This is a genomic window from Microbacterium sp. 2FI, from assembly GCF_005502885.1.
In the GTDB taxonomy this organism is placed as follows: Bacteria; Actinomycetota; Actinomycetes; order Actinomycetales; family Microbacteriaceae; genus Microbacterium.
This window is the reverse complement of the sequence record NZ_SCMR01000020.1, coordinates 17,378-32,320: the sequence shown is the minus strand read 5'-3', so window position 1 is coordinate 32,320 and position 14,943 is coordinate 17,378. Positions and strand designations below refer to the sequence as shown.

Below are 14,943 nucleotides of genomic sequence, written 5' to 3'. Positions count from 1 at the left end.
GGCTCAGCTGAGGAAGCCGCGCAGCAGCGCCTCCGACCCCGCGAGGTGGTCGAGCACCGCGGCCTCGGCGGCATCCGCTCGCCCGGCGAGGATCGCGGTGATGATGCGCTCGTGCTGGGCGTTGGAGTGCTCGATGTTGCGCGGCAGCAGCGGGAACGTATCGAGCCACGCGTTCACGCGGGCGCGGTTCTCGGCGGCGAGCGCGACGAGCGACGGGATGCCGGCGACCTCGGCGATCGTCAGGTGCAGCAGGGTGTCGAGACGCCGGTAGTCGGATTCGGATGCCGCGGCCGCCGCCTCGTGCCGCGCCCACAGCTCGTCGCGGGTGGCCGGGTCGAGCGATCTGCCGGCCGCCGCACGGGCGGCTCCCGCCTCGATCACGCGCCGAAGTCCCAGCACGTCGTCGAGCTCGGCCGCATCGACCTCGCCCGGGTGCGGCGGCTGCGGCAGCGGGTCGGCGACGAAGGTGCCGCCGTACCTTCCGCGCCGGCGCACGAGGAAGCCTGTGTCGGCGAGCTCGCGGATCGCCTCGCGCACCGTGTCGCGGCTGACCGCGTACCGGGTGGCGAGCTCGCGCTCGGGCGGCAGTGACTCACCCGGGGCGACGACCCCGAGCCGGATGGTCTGCACGAGGCGCGCGACGGTGTCTTCGAGGGCGTTCCCCTCGCGCACCGGCCGGTACACGGCCCGGCGCACCTCCCGCAGCGGCGCTTCGGTCACGTCTCTCCTCGCTCCCCCGGTTCACAACTCCGGACGGATGTGACAGCTGTAGCCTGACACGCCGTGGTCGGCATCCGTTCCCGCCTTTCATCCGGAGTTATGAACAGTGGAGACACCGAGACGGCCGGGTCAGAGCGGCGTCACGTAGGCGTTGGTGATGCCGCCGTCGACGACGAAGGCGGTCGCCGTGATGAATGACGCGTCGTCCGAGGCGAGGAAGGCGACGGCTGCCGCCATCTCTTCGGGCTCGGCGAATCGGCCGACCGGCACGTGCACGAGCCGGCGCTGCGCGCGCTCGGGGTCTTTCGCGAACAGCTCCTGCAGGAGCGGGGTGTTCACGGGTCCGGGGCACAGCGCGTTCACACGGATCCCCTGCCGCGCGAACTGCACACCCAGCTCGCGGGTCATCGCGAGCACGCCCCCCTTGGACGCCGTGTACGAGATCTGCGACGTCGCCGAGCCCAGCAGCGCCACGAACGAGGCGGTGTTGATGATCGACCCGCGGCCCGCGGGCACCATGTGCCGCAGCGCCGCTCGCGAGCACAGATACACGCTCTTGAGGTTGACGTCCTGCACCCGATCCCACGCCGGCAGCTCGGTGGTCTCGATCGAGTCGTCGTCGGCGGGAGAGATGCCGGCGTTGTTGAAGGCGATGTCGAGGCGGCCGAAATCGGCCGCGACGCCGTCGAACACCTCGTTCACAAGCGCCTCGTCGGCCACGTCGAGACGGCGGAAGACACCTCCGACCTCGGATGCCGCGGCTTCACCCGTGGCCGGGTCGAGGTCGGCGATCACGACGAAGGCCCCCTCGGCTGCGAACCGCCGTGCGGTGGCGAGGCCGATGCCCGATGCGCCGCCGGTGATGATGGCGACGCGGTCTTTCAGTCGCTGGGTCAGATCCATGCTGTTCCCTTCTGGTTCTGAGCTGTGCTCACGACGGATCCGTCGCGAAGAAGACGTTCTTGGTCTCGGTGAAGTGCTCGGCGGCATCCGGTCCGAGCTCACGGCCGAGTCCCGAGGCCTTCATGCCCCCGAAGGGTGTCCAGTACCGCACCGACGCGTGCGAATTCACCGACAGCACGCCGCTCTTCACCGCACGCGAGACGCGCACGGCACGGCCGAGGTTCTCGGTCCAGATCGAGCCGGCGAGCCCGTAGATCGTGTCGTTCGCGAGGCGGATGCCGTCGGCCTCGTCGTCGAAGGGCAGCACGGCCACGACCGGGCCGAAGACCTCGTCCCGGGCGATCCGGTCGTCGCGCCCGGCGAGGACCACCGCCGGCGGCATCCAGAACCCGTCGCCTTCGGGCGCGCTCCCGCGGAACGCGATGTGGGCACCCTCGAGGAAGCCGGCGACGGTGTCGCGATGGGATGCCGAGATGAGCGGGCCCATCTGTGTGGACTCCAGCGCGGGGTCGCCCACCCGCCACGCGGCGACGGCGGGTTCGAGCAGCTCGAGGAACCGGTCGTACACGCTTCGCTGCACGAGGATGCGGCTGCGCGCGCAGCAGTCCTGGCCGGCGTTGTCGAACACGGCGCCCGGGGCTGCGGCAGCGGCGAGTTCGAGGTTCGCGTCGTCGAAGACGATGTTGGCGCTCTTGCCGCCGAGTTCGAGCGTCACCGGCTTGAGGCCGCGAGCACACCCGGCCGCGACGTCGATGCCGACCTCGGTCGATCCGGTGAAGACGACCTTCCGCACGTTGGGGTGCGAGACGAAGCGCTGGCCGACGAGCGATCCCGATCCGGTCACGACCGCGAACAGCCCCTCCGGCAGCCCCGCCTCGACCGCGAGTTCGCCGAGGCGGATCGCTGTCAGCGGCGTGAGCTCGGCGGGCTTCAGCACGACCGCGTTGCCCGCGGCGAGCGCCGGCGCGAAGCCCCACGACGCGATCGTCATGGGGAAGTTCCACGGCACGATGATCCCGACCACGCCGTACGGCTCGTGGAAGGTCACGTCGAGGCCGCCCGACACGGGAATCTGCTGCCCGCTCAGCCGCTCGGGGGCGCCGGCGTAGAAGTTCAGCACCTGGGCGACGTGCGACGCCTCCCATCGCGCCGACTCGATCGGGTGGCCCGAGTTCAGCACCTCGAGCTGAGCGAGCTCCTCGACGTGCTCCTCGACGACCCGCGCGAAGCGACGCAGCGCGTCCGCGCGCGCGACCGGCGCGACGCCGGCCCACGCGCGCTGCACGACGACGGCCCGGGCGATGGTCGCATCGACCTCGTCGAGGCTCGCGCGCCGAACCTCGCGGAACCCCCGCCCGGTCGCCGGGTTGACCAGGGTGAACGTCTCGCTCATGCGTGTACCTCCCTCCGCTTCGTCTCGTCGCTGCGCTCCTCGCTCGCCGACCCGCGCCCAGCAACACTGAAGGCAGCGGCCTCGGCGACGAGCCCGGCGAAGAGCCGGCGGTCTTCGGCGTTCTCCTCCGGGTGCCACTGCACGCCGACGAGATAGCCGTCGCCTGCCGACTCGAAGGCCTGCACGAGTCCGTCGTCGGTCTGCGCCGTGACGACGAGGCCCTCGCCCAGCCGGTCGACGCCCTGGTGGTGGTAGCTGTGCACGGCGAAACCCCCGGCGCCGATCTGCTCGGCGAGGCGCGATCCTTCGCTCACGTGCACCTCGTTCGTCGCGAAGACGCCGCCGCCGATGCGGTAGCGCTCGGTGCCGAGGGCTTCGGGCAGGTGCTGGTGCAGCGTGCCGCCGCGCGCAACGTTCACGAGCTGGAGTCCTCGGCAGATCGCGAGCACCGGCATCCGTCGCTCCTCGGCCCCCGCGAAGAGCGCGAGCTCCCACGCGTCACGATCGGGGCGCGCGGGATCGGTGAGCGGATGCCGCACGGCGCCATACAGCTCGGGCTGAACGTCCAGGCCTCCCGTGAGGATGAGGCCGTCGAGTCCGTCGAGAACCGCGGGGGCCGCACTCTCGGGCCCGGGCTGGGGTGGCAGCAGCACGGCGATGCCGCCCGAGGCGGTGACGGCGTCGAAGTACTGCTGCGGCAGGAACGCGGCACGCACGTCCCACACCCCCTGCTTCGCCTGCTCGAGGTAGGTCGTCAGGCCGATGACGGGGCGTTTCGTCTCGGTCGCTTCGCTCCCTCGCTCAACGACCGGAGTCTCGGTCGTTGAGCGAGCGAAGCGAGACGAAACGCGGTCAGAGGCGCTCGAATCCACGTACCCTCTCCCAATCGGTCACGGCCGCGTCGTAGGCCTCGATCTCGATGCGCGCCTGGTTCAGATAGTGCTCGACCATGTCGTCTCCGAAGGCGGCACGCGCGATGGCCGACTCGTCGAAGAGCCGCGCCGCCTCGCGCAGCGTCGTCGGCAGGTGATCGACGTCTGATGCATAGGCGTTGCCGGTGAGCGGGGCCGGCAGGGGCAGCTCGTGCTCGATGCCGTGGAAACCGCCGGCGATGATCGCCGAGATCGCGAGGTACGGGTTGACGTCGCCCCCGGGCACGCGGTTCTCGACGCGCAGCGACGGTCCATGCCCGATGACCCGCAGCGCGCACGTGCGATTGTCGACGCCCCACGCGACCCCGGTCGGGGCGAACGATCCCTTGGCGTACCGCTTGTAGGAGTTGATGGTGGGCGCGTACAGCAGCGTGAACTCGCGGAGGGTCGCGATGATGCCGGCGATCCAGTGCTCCATGAGCGGGCTGAAGCCGTGCGCGCCGTCGCCGGCCATGACCGCCTCGCCCGACTCGGACCGCACCGACAGGTGGATGTGGCAGCTGTTGCCCTCGCGCTCGTTGAACTTCGCCATGAAGGTGAGCGCCTTGCCGTGCTTGTCGGCGATGGCCTTCGCGCCGTTCTTGTAGATCGTGTGCTGGTCGGCGGTCTCGAGCACCTCGGCGAAGCGGAACGCGATCTCCTGCTGGCCCAGGTTGCACTCGCCCTTGACGCCCTCGCAGTACATGCCCGCGGCATCCATGCTCAGGCGGATGTCGCGCAGCAGGGGCTCGAGCCGCCCCGACGCGAGCAGGTCGTAGTCGACGTTGTAGTCGGTCGAGGGGGTCAGGTCGCGGTAGCCCTTGGCCCACGCGGCGCGGTACGAGTCGTCGAACACGATGAATTCGAGCTCGGTGCCCGAGTAGCCGACGAGACCACGCTCGGCCAACCGCGCCCGCTGCCGGTTCAGGATGTCGCGCGGTGACTGCACGACGGGCGCGCCGTCGGTCCACGTGAGGTCGGCCATCACGAGCGCACTGCCCGGCAGCCACGGGATCCGCCGCAGCGTCGCCGGATCGCAGCGCAGCATCATGTCGCCGTAGCCGGTCTCCCAGCTCGACATCGCGTAGCCGTCGACGGTGTTCATGTCGACGTCGACCGACAGCAGGTAGTTGCAGGCCTCGGCGCCGTGCGGCAGCACTTCCTCCTGGAACAGCCGTGCTGAGACGCGCTTGCCGACGAGCCGGCCCTGCGCGTCGGCGAACGCGACGACGACGGTGTCGATCTCGCCCGACGCGATCGCCGCGTCCAGGTCGGAGACGCTGAGGTTGCCCGGCATGGGGTCCATCCTTCCGTCACGGCGTTCACCCGAGCGTGGCCCCGGGCCGCGCCCGCGTCCACTGTAACGAGATTTTCCGATCCAAAGGTAGACACAGCCCACCAATAAGCGCCACAATCATGCGCATGGCGCACCCCCCGCGCCTTACCCGAGTGCACGGAGGATCGATGTCACAGTCGAGCGAGGGCTCTGCCAAGGTTGCCGGAGCGACCTATACGCGAGCCGGTAACGAGTATTTCGAGAAGCGCGGCCTGAAGCGCAGCGCCGGAGTCTGGGGCCTGTGGGGCCTCGCCGTCGCCGCCGTCATCTCGGGCGACTTCTCCGGCTGGAACTTCGGCATCGACTTCGCCGGCTTCGGCGGGATGCTGATCGCCTTCGGCATCCTGGTGGTGATGTACTACGGGCTCATCTTCTCGATCGGAGAAATGGCCGCCGCCATGCCGCACACCGGCGGCGCCTACTCGTTCGCGCGGTCGGCGATGGGGCCGTGGGGCGGCCTGATCACCGGCGCCGCCGAGACCATCGAGTACGTCGCGACGACCGCGGTGATCGTCTTCTTCTCGGCTTCTTACGCCAACGCGATCACGGCAGAACTCCTCGGCTTCGACCTTTCAGCCGACGGCGCAAACATGATGTGGGCCTGGTACGTCGTGCTGTACCTCGCCTTCGTCGCACTCAACGCGGCCGGCGCGAGCATCTCATTCAAGTTCGCGATCGTCGTCTCGGTCATCTCGATCGGCATCATCCTGGTCTTCTCACTCATGGCCCTCTTCACGGGAGCCTTCGAGTGGGCGAACCTGTGGAACATCGCGCCGGATGCCGGGCAGACCGAGTTCCTGCCACACGGCGTGGTGCCGATCCTCTTCGCGCTTCCCTTCGCGATGTGGTTCTTCCTCGGCATCGAAGAACTGCCGCTGGCGGCCGAAGAGTCGCACAACCCCGTGCGCGACATCCCGCGGGCGGGCCTCTGGGCACGCGCGACGCTCATCGTGACCGGACTCCTCGTGCTCTTCCTCAACACGGGTGTCATCGGCGCCGACGCGACGGGCGTCTCGCTCGAACCGCTGCTCGACGGCTTCCGTGCGATCGTCGGCGACGAAGCCGCAGCCGTGCTGGCCCTGCTGGCGCTGATCGGCCTCCTCGCGTCGCTGCAGGGCATCATGTTCGCCTACGGCCGCAACATGTACTCGCTCTCGCGGGCCGGGTACTACCCGCGCTTCCTCTCGCTCACCGGCAAGCGCAAGACCCCGTGGGTCGCGCTGCTCGTCGGTGCCGTGATCGGCTTCGTCGCGCTCGTCGTGCTCGACACGATCGCCGCCGCCGATGAGGGAGCGGGCGCCGTGGCTGGTGCGATCGTGCTCAACATCGCGGTCTGGGGCGCGGTGCTCGCGTACTTCCTGCAGATGGTGTCGTTCGTGATCCTGCGCCGCAAGCTCCCGAACGTCGAGCGTCCGTACCGCAGCCCCTGGGGAATCCCCGGGGCGATCGTGGCCGCGGCGATCTCGGCGCTCATCTTCGTCGGGTTCCTGCTCAACGAGGCGTTCCAGCCCGCGATCGTGGCGATCGCGATCGTGTACGTCATCATCCTCGTCGGCTTCGCGCTGTTCTTCCGCCACCGACTGGTGCTCTCGCCGGAGGAGGAGTATGCACTGTCGGGCGGCACGCACGGCGACCCGCAGGCCGAGGGATACGACGCAATGGAGAAGGAAGTGTTCGGCGACAAGCCCTAGTCCATTCGCGTCCTGGGGGACGCGGGGTCGGAGTGGTCCGGGGGGACGCTCCGGCCCCGCACTCTTTCTCGCCCGACCCCTGTGCCGGAACTGAGCCGGCCCTCTCGCGCCTTCCGATCCGGGGCAGTTCGAGAGGGCCTGCTGCTCACCGAGGGGCCACGATCGTTCGCTGGGGTACGAACCGCTGCTGGGGGACAGCGTCGGCATTGCGGGAGCTGAGGCCCAGAGTACGCCGCGCGGCGCGCGCGTGCTGTCCCCCGTTCGGGGGACACGGATGCCGGAACTCTCGAGTCAGTACAGCAGGAACTGCTTCGACGACGTCGAGGCGATGCCGCCGATCTCGACGTCGAGGTGGTACGACGAACCGCCGCCCGGGGCGTGCGGACGGTCGGTGGCGTCGCACGTACCGACAGCCGACCGGGTGCGATCCCACTCGAGCGGCGCCGCACTCTCGACCGTCTGGCCTGCGGCCAGCAGCACGATCATGTCGCTCGGCTCGGTCTGGCAGTCCGTCGAGCGCCACCACGTGTCGGAACCGCTCGAGATCGCGAACGACTGGCCGCTCGTGCCGACGTTGAGCGTGCAGTCCGCGCCGTTGTTGGTGAGCCGGATCGACAGCTTCGGGTTCTGGCCCGACCCATAGGTGTCCTGATCGGTGCGGGCCTCGACGGTGATGTCTCGCGCGACGCACGGATCGGCGGCAGGCGTCAGCGTTGCCGACGGCGTGGGCGATGACTCGGCATCCTCCGCACCCGGTGTCGCCTCGGGCGTCGCGCCCGGCGTCGATGCGGGCGCACCCGATGAGGGGATCGGGAGCTCGGTCGCAGCATCCTGCGTCGTCTCATCCGTCGATGCCGAGTTCTCGGACGCCGCGCCGCGCCACGGCTGTGCGATGAGCAGCCACACGGTGGCGATGATCGCGAGCAGCGCTATCAGCAGAACCAGGCGGCGCCGGCGGTAGACCGCCGGAGAGTGCCTGCGCGTGGTGCCGCTCATGCCTCCAGGGTAGGCGGCGTGTCGCCGGGCTCCCGGCGCGGCGCGCGGGTCAGAGGTCCTTCAGCATCCGCGTGTTGCCGAGGGTGTTGGGCTTCACGTGAGCGAGATCCAGGAACTCGGCGATGCCCTCGTCGGGGCTGCGGACGAGCTGCGAGTAGACGTCGGGGTCGACCACCTGCTCGCCGATCGGCGCGAATCCGCGGCGCTGGAAGAAGTCGACCTCGAACGTCAGGCAGAACAGCCGCGAGAGCCCGAGGGTGCGGGCGTTGTGCTCGAGGCTCTCGACGATCGCGCGGCCGACCCCGTGGTGCAGCCATTCGTCGACGACGATGAGCGTGCGGATCTCGCCGAGGTCCTCCCACATGACGTGGAGGGCTCCGCAGCCGACGAGATTGCCGTCGGCATCCTCCGCCACGACGAACTGCTGCGTGGCCTCGTAGAGCACGACCAGGTCTTTGCCGAGGAGGATGCGGCGCTGAACGAAGGGCTCGAGGATCGCCTGGATGCCGCGCACATCGCGCGTCGTGGCGGGGCGCACCGTGAACTCGCTCATCGGTCAAGCGTAGAGCCCGGCGCGCCGCCGCTTCGTCTCGGTCGCTGCGCTCCCTCGCTCAGCGACCCGAGGGTACCGGTCGCTGAGCGAGCGAAGCGAGACGAAGCGCTCGGGCTGAGCGAGCGCAGCGAGACGAAGCCTCAGTCCGACGTCACGGCGAGGTCGGGCGTCGCGGTGATCTCGCCGCCGTGCACCACGCCGACGGCGACCTTCTCGCCGCGCGGCCCGTGCTCGAACACGAAGTCGCCGTTCTGCGCGTCGACCTTCACGTGGTCGCCCGTGTTCAGCTCGCCGTGCAGGATCTTCTCGCTGAGGCGGTCCTCGATCTCGCGCTGCATCGCACGACGCAGCGGGCGTGCGCCGAGAGCCGGGTCGAACCCGATCTCGATGAGCCGCTCCTTCGCGCTCTGCGACAGCTCGAGCGTCATGTCGCGGTCGAGCAGGCGGTCGCCGAGGCGCTTGGTGAACAGATCGACGATCTGCACCAGCTCGGGCTTGGACAGCTGCGGGAACACGATGATGTCGTCGACGCGGTTGAGGAACTCGGGCTTGAAGTGCCGCTTGAGCTCTTCCTGCACCTTGCCCTTCATGCGGTCGTACGACGTCGCCGTGTCGCCCTCGACCTGGAACCCGACCGGGCCGCCCGCGATGTCGCGCGCGCCCAGGTTGGTGGTCATGATGATGACCGTGTTCTTGAAGTCGACGACGCGCCCCTGACCGTCGGTGAGGCGACCCTCTTCCAGGATCTGCAGGAGCGAGTTGAAGATGTCGGGGTGAGCCTTCTCGATCTCGTCGAAGAGCACGACCGAGAACGGCTTGCGGCGCACCTTCTCGGTGAGCTGGCCGCCCTCTTCGAAGCCGACGAATCCGGGAGGGGCTCCGAACAGGCGCGATACGGTGTGCTTCTCACCGAACTCCGACATGTCGAGCGAGATGAGGGCTGCCTCGTCGTCGAAGAGGAACTCGGCGAGAGCCTTGGCGAGCTCGGTCTTTCCGACACCGGTGGGGCCGGCGAAGATGAACGAGCCCGACGGGCGCTTCGGGTCCTTGAGGCCCGCACGCTGGCGGCGGATCGTCTTCGACAGGGCGGCGATCGCCTCTTCCTGGCCGATGACGCGCTGGTGCAGCGCCTTCTCCATGAAGACGAGACGGCTCGACTCCTCTTCGGTGAGCTTGAACACGGGGATGCCGGTCGCCTGTGCGAGCACCTCGGCGATCAGACCCTCGTCGACGACCGCATGCGAGGCGACGTCACCCGAGCGCCACTGCTTCTCGAGGCGCAGGCGCTCGGCGAGCAGCGACTTCTCCTCGTCGCGCAGCGACGCGGCCTTCTCGAAGTCCTGGTCTTCCGACGCGACCTCCTTGTCGGCGCGCACTTTCGCGATCTTCTCGTCGAACTCGCGCAGCTCGGGAGGCGACGACAGGATCGACAGGCGCAGGCGGGCGCCGGCCTCGTCGATCAGGTCGATGGCCTTGTCGGGCAGGAAGCGGTCGGAGATGTAGCGGTCGGCGAGGTTCGCCGCAGCAACGATCGCGCCGTCTGTGATCTGAACCTTGTGGTGCGCCTCGTAGCGGTCGCGGAGGCCCTTGAGGATGTTGATCGCGTGGGGCAGCGACGGCTCGGCGACCTGGATCGGCTGGAAGCGGCGCTCGAGCGCAGCATCCTTCTCGAAGTGCTTGCGGTACTCGTCGAGCGTGGTGGCACCGATCGTCTGGAGCTCGCCACGTGCGAGGAGGGGCTTGAGGATGGATGCCGCGTCGATCGCGCCTTCGGCGGCACCGGCACCGACGAGGGTGTGGATCTCGTCGATGAAGACGATGATGTCGCCGCGCGTGCGGATCTCCTTGGTGACCTTCTTCAGGCGCTCCTCGAAGTCGCCGCGGTAACGCGAGCCGGCGATGAGCGAGCCGAGGTCGAGCGAGTAGAGCTGCTTGTCCTTGAGCGTCTCGGGCACGTCGCCCTTGACGATCGCCTGGGCCAGGCCCTCGACGACGGCGGTCTTGCCGACACCGGGCTCGCCGATGAGGACGGGATTGTTCTTGGAGCGCCGCGAGAGGATCTGCATGACCCGCTCGATCTCCTTCTCGCGACCGATCACCGGGTCGAGCTTGTTGTCGCGCGCGGCCTGCGTGAGGTTGCGGCCGAACTGGTCGAGCACCTGCGAGCCGCCCTGCGTGGTGCCCTGGGTCTGCTCGCCGGCGCCGCTCGCGACGCCTGCGGGCTCCTTGCCCTGGTAGCCGGAGAGCAGCTGGATGACCTGCTGGCGCACCTTGTTGAGGTCTGCGCCGAGCTTGACGAGCACCTGGGCTGCGACGCCCTCGCCCTCGCGGATGAGCCCGAGCAGGATGTGCTCGGTGCCGATGTAGTTGTGGCCGAGCTGCAGCGCTTCGCGCAGCGAAAGCTCGAGGACCTTCTTCGCGCGCGGCGTGAAGGGGATGTGCCCGGTCGGCTGCTGCTGACCCTGGCCGATGATGTCCTGCACCTGCTCGCGCACGGCGTCGAGCGAGATGCCGAGCGACTCCAGTGCCTTCGCGGCGACACCCTCGCCCTCGTGGATGAGACCCAGGAGGATGTGCTCGGTGCCGATGTAGTTGTGGTTGAGCATCTTCGCCTCTTCTTGGGCGAGGACGACCACACGACGGGCACGGTCGGTGAATCTCTCGAACATCGTTCAACTCCTTCGGGGCGGCTGGGGTCGTTGAAGCCCACGGCGCCTTACAACGAGGGTAACGAGCGGCCGCGGGCGGCATGCCCGTGTTCGCCAGGGGCATAGCGGGGGTGGATGCCGAGGCTGATGTGATCCGCGGGGTTGCGGCGCAGCATCCCATGGCCCTATCGTTTTTCGATAACAACGAATATCGATATGGGGTCGCCTTGTGAGCTGGGAGTATCTGCTGCTGTTCGTCGCACTGCCGATCGTGATCGTGGCGGTCATCGTCGCGACGCTGGCCTCTCGCCGACGTGCACCGGCCGGCCGACTGACGCGGTTCGAGTCGTTCGCGACCTCGCTCGTCGGCGCCGGCGCGATGCTCGCGGCGCTGCTGAGCGCTGTGTCGCTCGTCAGCAACGCGGTCGTCACCTTCACCTACGACCCGTCGATCGTCACCGACATGCCGTACACCTCGGGCGAACTCGCACCGCCGGTGCTCGATGGCAGCGATGTCGTCATCGCGAGCGGCTTCAGCTCGGCCTGGATCGAGGTCGCCGGGCTCCCGATGTCGTCGCGCTGGCTGTTCTACATCGAACTCGCCTTGCCGTCACTCGCAACCTTCGCCATCTCCGCGGCGGTGTGGTGGCTCGCGCTCGCACTTCTGCGCGAGCGCCCGTTCACCCGCGCACTGCCGAACCTGCTCGGCATCGCCGCGATCTCGATCATGGTCGGCGGCATGGGTTCACAGCTCGCCGGCGCGTTCGCTCGGACGTCGGTGGTGGAGTACCTCGGCGTCCAGCAGTTGACCGGCCACGACGGAGTGAACCCGCCGGGCGGGTTCGCGTACCTCGCCCTCAACCTGGATGCCTCGCCGATCGGGTGGGCGCTGAGCCTGGCGCTCGTCGCGGCGGCGTTCCAGATCGGAGTTCGCCTGCAGCGCGAGACGGACCTGCTCGTATGACTCCGGCCGACGACGAGGGCCCCTCCGGGGTGCACTGCCGCCTCGACGAGCTGCTCGAAGAACGGGGGATGACGTTGACGCGCCTGTCGGAGCTCGTCGGCGTGTCGGTCGTGAACCTGTCGGTGCTCAAGAACGACCGCGCCCGAGCGATCCGCTACTCGACGCTGTCGGCGATCTGCCGCGCACTCGAGTGCGAGATCGGCGACCTGCTGGTGCGGGCCGACTGACGACGGGCTGGCCCGGCCGGGTCGGGGTTTGGGGTTGAGGCGGGCGGGGGTTGGGTCGCCGGGTTCGGGGCGCGCTGCGTGCGCGACACGCCGGCATCGGCATCCGCCCCTCCCGGTTTGGGGCGTCCTGCGCGTACGACTCGCCGACGCCCCCGGCGCGTCGCGCACGCGAGACGCCCCAAACCCGGGGAGAACGGATGCCGCAGCCCGACGAGCATCCAGAGGGGCAGGATGCCGCGGCCCTACGGGCCGCGGCACCTGAGGCCTCAGTCGCTGCCGATGATCGGGATCCGCACGTTGTCGAACTCGGCGCCGGTGAGCACCGCGAAGACGTCGGTGTCGTCGTCGAGGCCGTCGACCCAGGCGACCGAGCCGCGCGGGGCCATGTCCATCGTGCAGACCTGGTCGGCCGGCGGGGTGGCGAAGGTCACCGTGACCTCGGCCGGACCGCTGGCTGTCGCGCTCTCGACGACCGGCACGCACGACGAGGATCCCCACGTCAGGATCACGAACTGGCCGTCCTCGTCGGTCCACCCGGCGCTCGGCAAGAACTCGTCGCCGGTCGCGGGAGCGAGCCCCGGCACCCCGTCGAGATCAGTGTCGCCGTAGTACCCCGCGCCGGTCACCTCGATCTCGAGGTCCTGCGTCGGGTCGACGCCCTCGGGCAGCGCGACGAGGGTCGCGCGCGGCACGAGGTCTCGCGTGCACGCCGTGTCGGCCGGCGGTTCGACCAGCGCGACCTTCAGCACCGCGCCCTCGAGTGCGACGTCGCCGGCGGTCGGCACGCACGTCGACGACCCCTGCGTGACGAGCCCGATCATGCTGCCCGAATTGAGCCAGGCGGCGTCGACCTCGATCTCGGTCGCGGTGTCGCCGGTGCCGCCGTTCCCACCGGGCGAGGTGGAGCCGGAGTCGGGGGCGCCGGTGGCGCATCCCGCCAGGACGCCGGCGACCAGAGCAGTCAGACCGAGCGCGGCGAGCAGAGTGAGAGGGCGTCGAGTCATCGCGAGGGCCTTTCGTCGAGGACGGCGGATGCTGCGGCCGCAGCATCCGTCTCCCCCATGGTGTCGCAACGAGGCCGAGAATCTCAGCCTTCGCATAACGCGACGGTCACGATCGCACGATCAGTCGCTACTGCAAAGCGGATGTGAGCCGCGCGAGGTTGTCGAGCACCGTCGAGCGGAGGGGCTGCTGCTCCCACTCCTCGAGCGTGAGCTCGCGCGAGAGCGACCGGTACATGTCTTCGACCTCGCGCATCTCGCGGATGAACTCCTCGCCGCGCACGAGCATCGAGATCTCCATGTTCAGACCGAACGAGCGCATGTCCATGTTGCTCGAGCCGATGATGGCGACCTCGTCGTCGATCGTCATCGACTTCGAGTGCAGGATGTACGGCTTCTGGTACATCCAGATCTTGACGCCGGCACGAAGCAGCGCCTCGTAGTAGCTGCGCTGGGCATGGTAGACGAGCGCCTGGTCGCCCTCTTCCGACACGAACAGCTCGACGTGGATGCCGCGCTGGCACGCCGTCGTGATCGCGAGCAGCAGCGCCTCGTCGGGCACGAAGTAGGGGCTGACGACGATGATCTTGCGCTGGGCGGCGTACAGCAGCCCCGCGAACAGCTTGAGGTTGTTCTGGAACTCGAACCCCGGCCCCGAGGGGATGATCTGGCAGTCGAGGTCACCGGGGCCGGACTTCACGTCGAAGAGGTCGATCTCGTCGCTCAGCACCTCGTCGGTCTCGCTGTACCAGTCCGAGAGGAACACCGCGTTGACCGAGGCGACGACCGGTCCCTCGATGCGCGCCATGAGGTCGACCCAGTGGAGGCCCCGCTTGATGTTCTTGGGCAGGTTGTACGTCGAGTCGGTCACATTCTGCGACCCGGTGAACGCCACGCGGCCGTCGACGACGAGCAGCTTGCGGTGGTTGCGCAGGTCGGGTCGCTGGTATTTGCCCTTCAACGGCTGCACCGGAAGCATGAGGTGCCACTGCGCGCCCATCGCGTCGAGCCGCTTGAGGGTTGCCTTGTAGAAGGGCTTGCCGCGGTTCGCCCAATGATCCAGCAGCACCCGAACGGTGATCCCGCGTTCGCACACCTCTTCCAGAGCCCGGAAGAGGTTGTCGGTCGCGGCGTCGGACTGCAGGATGTAGAACTCGATGTGCACGTACTTCTGGGCCACGCGGATCGCGTCTGCCATCGTGTCGAGGCTGTGCTGGTAGTCCGAGATGAGGTGGGCCGCGTTGTCGCCCGCGAGCGGCATGGCGCCGAGGTTTCGGTTGAGGGTCACGAGCGACGTGAACCATGCCGGGGCGTTGGGGCGGAGAGTGCCGAAGTCGAGCGACTCGCTGGTGTCGTGGATGTACTCGTTGATCCGCTCCTGCTTGCGGCGGCGCACGCGCGGCAGCCGCGGGTTGCCGATCAGGAGGAACAGGAACACGCCGACGATCGGGATGAAGTAGATCGCCAGCAGCCACGCCATCGCGGCGGTGGGGCGCCGGTTTCGCGGCACGATGATGATCGCGGCGATGCGGATGGCGAGGTCGGTGATGAAGACCAGCACGAGCCACCACGTCGCGTCGAACGTGATGCTGATCACCGT

General features: G+C 68.8%; 13 protein-coding genes. 3 read left to right on the top strand and 10 right to left on the bottom strand.

Going from position 1 to position 14,943, the window contains the following annotated elements; all coding sequences use genetic code 11:
• Positions 1 to 3: 3 nt before the first annotated feature.
• The 5 genes from FFS15_RS14630 to FFS15_RS14610 form a co-directional block, all read right to left on the bottom strand.
• Complete coding sequence (locus tag FFS15_RS14630) at positions 4 to 720, bottom strand: GntR family transcriptional regulator (protein WP_137845782.1); 717 nt, start codon at positions 718 to 720, stop codon at positions 4 to 6.
• Between the two features lie 129 nt (positions 721 to 849).
• Positions 850 to 1,623 carry a 3-oxoacyl-ACP reductase gene (locus FFS15_RS14625; RefSeq protein WP_137845781.1) on the bottom strand — a complete coding sequence of 258 codons (774 nt, stop codon included), beginning with the start codon at positions 1,621 to 1,623 and terminating at the stop codon, positions 850 to 852.
• Positions 1,624 to 1,651: 28 nt separating this feature from the next.
• Positions 1,652 to 3,016 carry an aldehyde dehydrogenase family protein gene (locus tag FFS15_RS14620; RefSeq protein WP_137845780.1) on the bottom strand — a complete coding sequence of 455 codons (1,365 nt, stop codon included), beginning with the start codon at positions 3,014 to 3,016 and terminating at the stop codon, positions 1,652 to 1,654.
• Complete coding sequence (locus tag FFS15_RS14615) at positions 3,013 to 3,780, bottom strand: gamma-glutamyl-gamma-aminobutyrate hydrolase family protein (RefSeq protein ID WP_137845834.1); 768 nt, start codon at positions 3,778 to 3,780, stop codon at positions 3,013 to 3,015. The genes FFS15_RS14620 and FFS15_RS14615 overlap by 4 nt, the downstream gene beginning before the upstream one ends.
• Before the next feature lie 88 nt (positions 3,781 to 3,868).
• A complete protein-coding gene (locus FFS15_RS14610) occupies positions 3,869 to 5,224 on the bottom strand; it encodes a glutamine synthetase family protein (RefSeq protein ID WP_137845779.1) in 1,356 nt (451 codons plus the stop codon).
• A gap of 167 nt (positions 5,225 to 5,391) precedes the next feature.
• Between FFS15_RS14610 and FFS15_RS14605 the strand changes: the two genes are divergently transcribed.
• A complete protein-coding gene (locus tag FFS15_RS14605) occupies positions 5,392 to 6,954 on the top strand; it encodes an amino acid permease (RefSeq protein ID WP_137845778.1) in 1,563 nt (520 codons plus the stop codon).
• A 291-nt stretch (positions 6,955 to 7,245) separates the two neighbouring features.
• On the opposite strand, the gene FFS15_RS14600 is transcribed toward FFS15_RS14605, so the two are convergent.
• The 3 genes from FFS15_RS14600 to FFS15_RS14590 form a co-directional block, all read right to left on the bottom strand.
• Positions 7,246 to 7,950: a hypothetical protein gene (locus FFS15_RS14600; RefSeq protein WP_171013213.1), complete on the bottom strand. Its 705-nt coding sequence runs from the start codon at positions 7,948 to 7,950 to the stop codon at positions 7,246 to 7,248.
• A gap of 49 nt (positions 7,951 to 7,999) precedes the next feature.
• Positions 8,000 to 8,503: an amino-acid N-acetyltransferase gene (locus FFS15_RS14595; RefSeq protein ID WP_137845777.1), complete on the bottom strand. Its 504-nt coding sequence runs from the start codon at positions 8,501 to 8,503 to the stop codon at positions 8,000 to 8,002.
• A 140-nt stretch (positions 8,504 to 8,643) separates the two neighbouring features.
• On the bottom strand, positions 8,644 to 11,172 hold the full coding sequence (locus FFS15_RS14590) for an ATP-dependent Clp protease ATP-binding subunit (RefSeq protein ID WP_137845776.1): 2,529 nt from the start codon (positions 11,170 to 11,172) through the stop codon (positions 8,644 to 8,646).
• Between the two features lie 208 nt (positions 11,173 to 11,380).
• On the opposite strand from FFS15_RS14590, the gene FFS15_RS14585 reads away from it, so the two are divergent.
• Positions 11,381 to 12,115, top strand: coding sequence for a hypothetical protein (locus FFS15_RS14585; RefSeq protein ID WP_137845775.1), 735 nt, complete (start codon positions 11,381 to 11,383; stop codon positions 12,113 to 12,115).
• Positions 12,112 to 12,342 carry a helix-turn-helix domain-containing protein gene (locus tag FFS15_RS14580; RefSeq protein WP_137845774.1) on the top strand — a complete coding sequence of 77 codons (231 nt, stop codon included), beginning with the start codon at positions 12,112 to 12,114 and terminating at the stop codon, positions 12,340 to 12,342. Before FFS15_RS14585 ends, FFS15_RS14580 begins: the two co-directional genes overlap by 4 nt.
• 266 nt (positions 12,343 to 12,608) lie before the next feature.
• Here the strand turns inward: FFS15_RS14580 and FFS15_RS14575 are convergent, their stop codons facing one another.
• Both FFS15_RS14575 and cls read right to left on the bottom strand, forming a co-directional pair.
• Positions 12,609 to 13,346: a hypothetical protein gene (locus tag FFS15_RS14575; RefSeq protein WP_137845773.1), complete on the bottom strand. Its 738-nt coding sequence runs from the start codon at positions 13,344 to 13,346 to the stop codon at positions 12,609 to 12,611.
• Between the two features lie 127 nt (positions 13,347 to 13,473).
• Entirely contained in the window at positions 13,474 to 14,940 is a 1,467-nt protein-coding gene (gene cls, locus FFS15_RS14570) for a cardiolipin synthase (protein ID WP_137845772.1), read from the bottom strand.
• Positions 14,941 to 14,943 lie beyond the last annotated feature (3 nt).

Excerpts from the sequence above, each read along its gene's own strand:
- FFS15_RS14625 (WP_137845781.1), bottom strand. The coding sequence starts at position 1,623 with ATGGATCTGACCCAGCGACTGAAAGACCGCGTCGCCATCATCACCGGC.
- FFS15_RS14620 (WP_137845780.1), bottom strand. The coding sequence starts at position 3,016 with ATGAGCGAGACGTTCACCCTGGTCAACCCGGCGACCGGGCGGGGGTTC.
- FFS15_RS14610 (WP_137845779.1), bottom strand. The coding sequence starts at position 5,224 with ATGCCGGGCAACCTCAGCGTCTCCGACCTGGACGCGGCGATCGCGTCG.
- FFS15_RS14605 (WP_137845778.1), top strand. The coding sequence starts at position 5,392 with ATGTCACAGTCGAGCGAGGGCTCTGCCAAGGTTGCCGGAGCGACCTAT.
- FFS15_RS14600 (WP_171013213.1), bottom strand. The coding sequence starts at position 7,950 with ATGAGCGGCACCACGCGCAGGCACTCTCCGGCGGTCTACCGCCGGCGC.
- FFS15_RS14595 (WP_137845777.1), bottom strand. The coding sequence starts at position 8,503 with ATGAGCGAGTTCACGGTGCGCCCCGCCACGACGCGCGATGTGCGCGGC.
- FFS15_RS14590 (WP_137845776.1), bottom strand. The coding sequence starts at position 11,172 with ATGTTCGAGAGATTCACCGACCGTGCCCGTCGTGTGGTCGTCCTCGCC.
- FFS15_RS14580 (WP_137845774.1), top strand. The coding sequence starts at position 12,112 with ATGACTCCGGCCGACGACGAGGGCCCCTCCGGGGTGCACTGCCGCCTC.
- FFS15_RS14575 (WP_137845773.1), bottom strand. The coding sequence starts at position 13,346 with ATGACTCGACGCCCTCTCACTCTGCTCGCCGCGCTCGGTCTGACTGCT.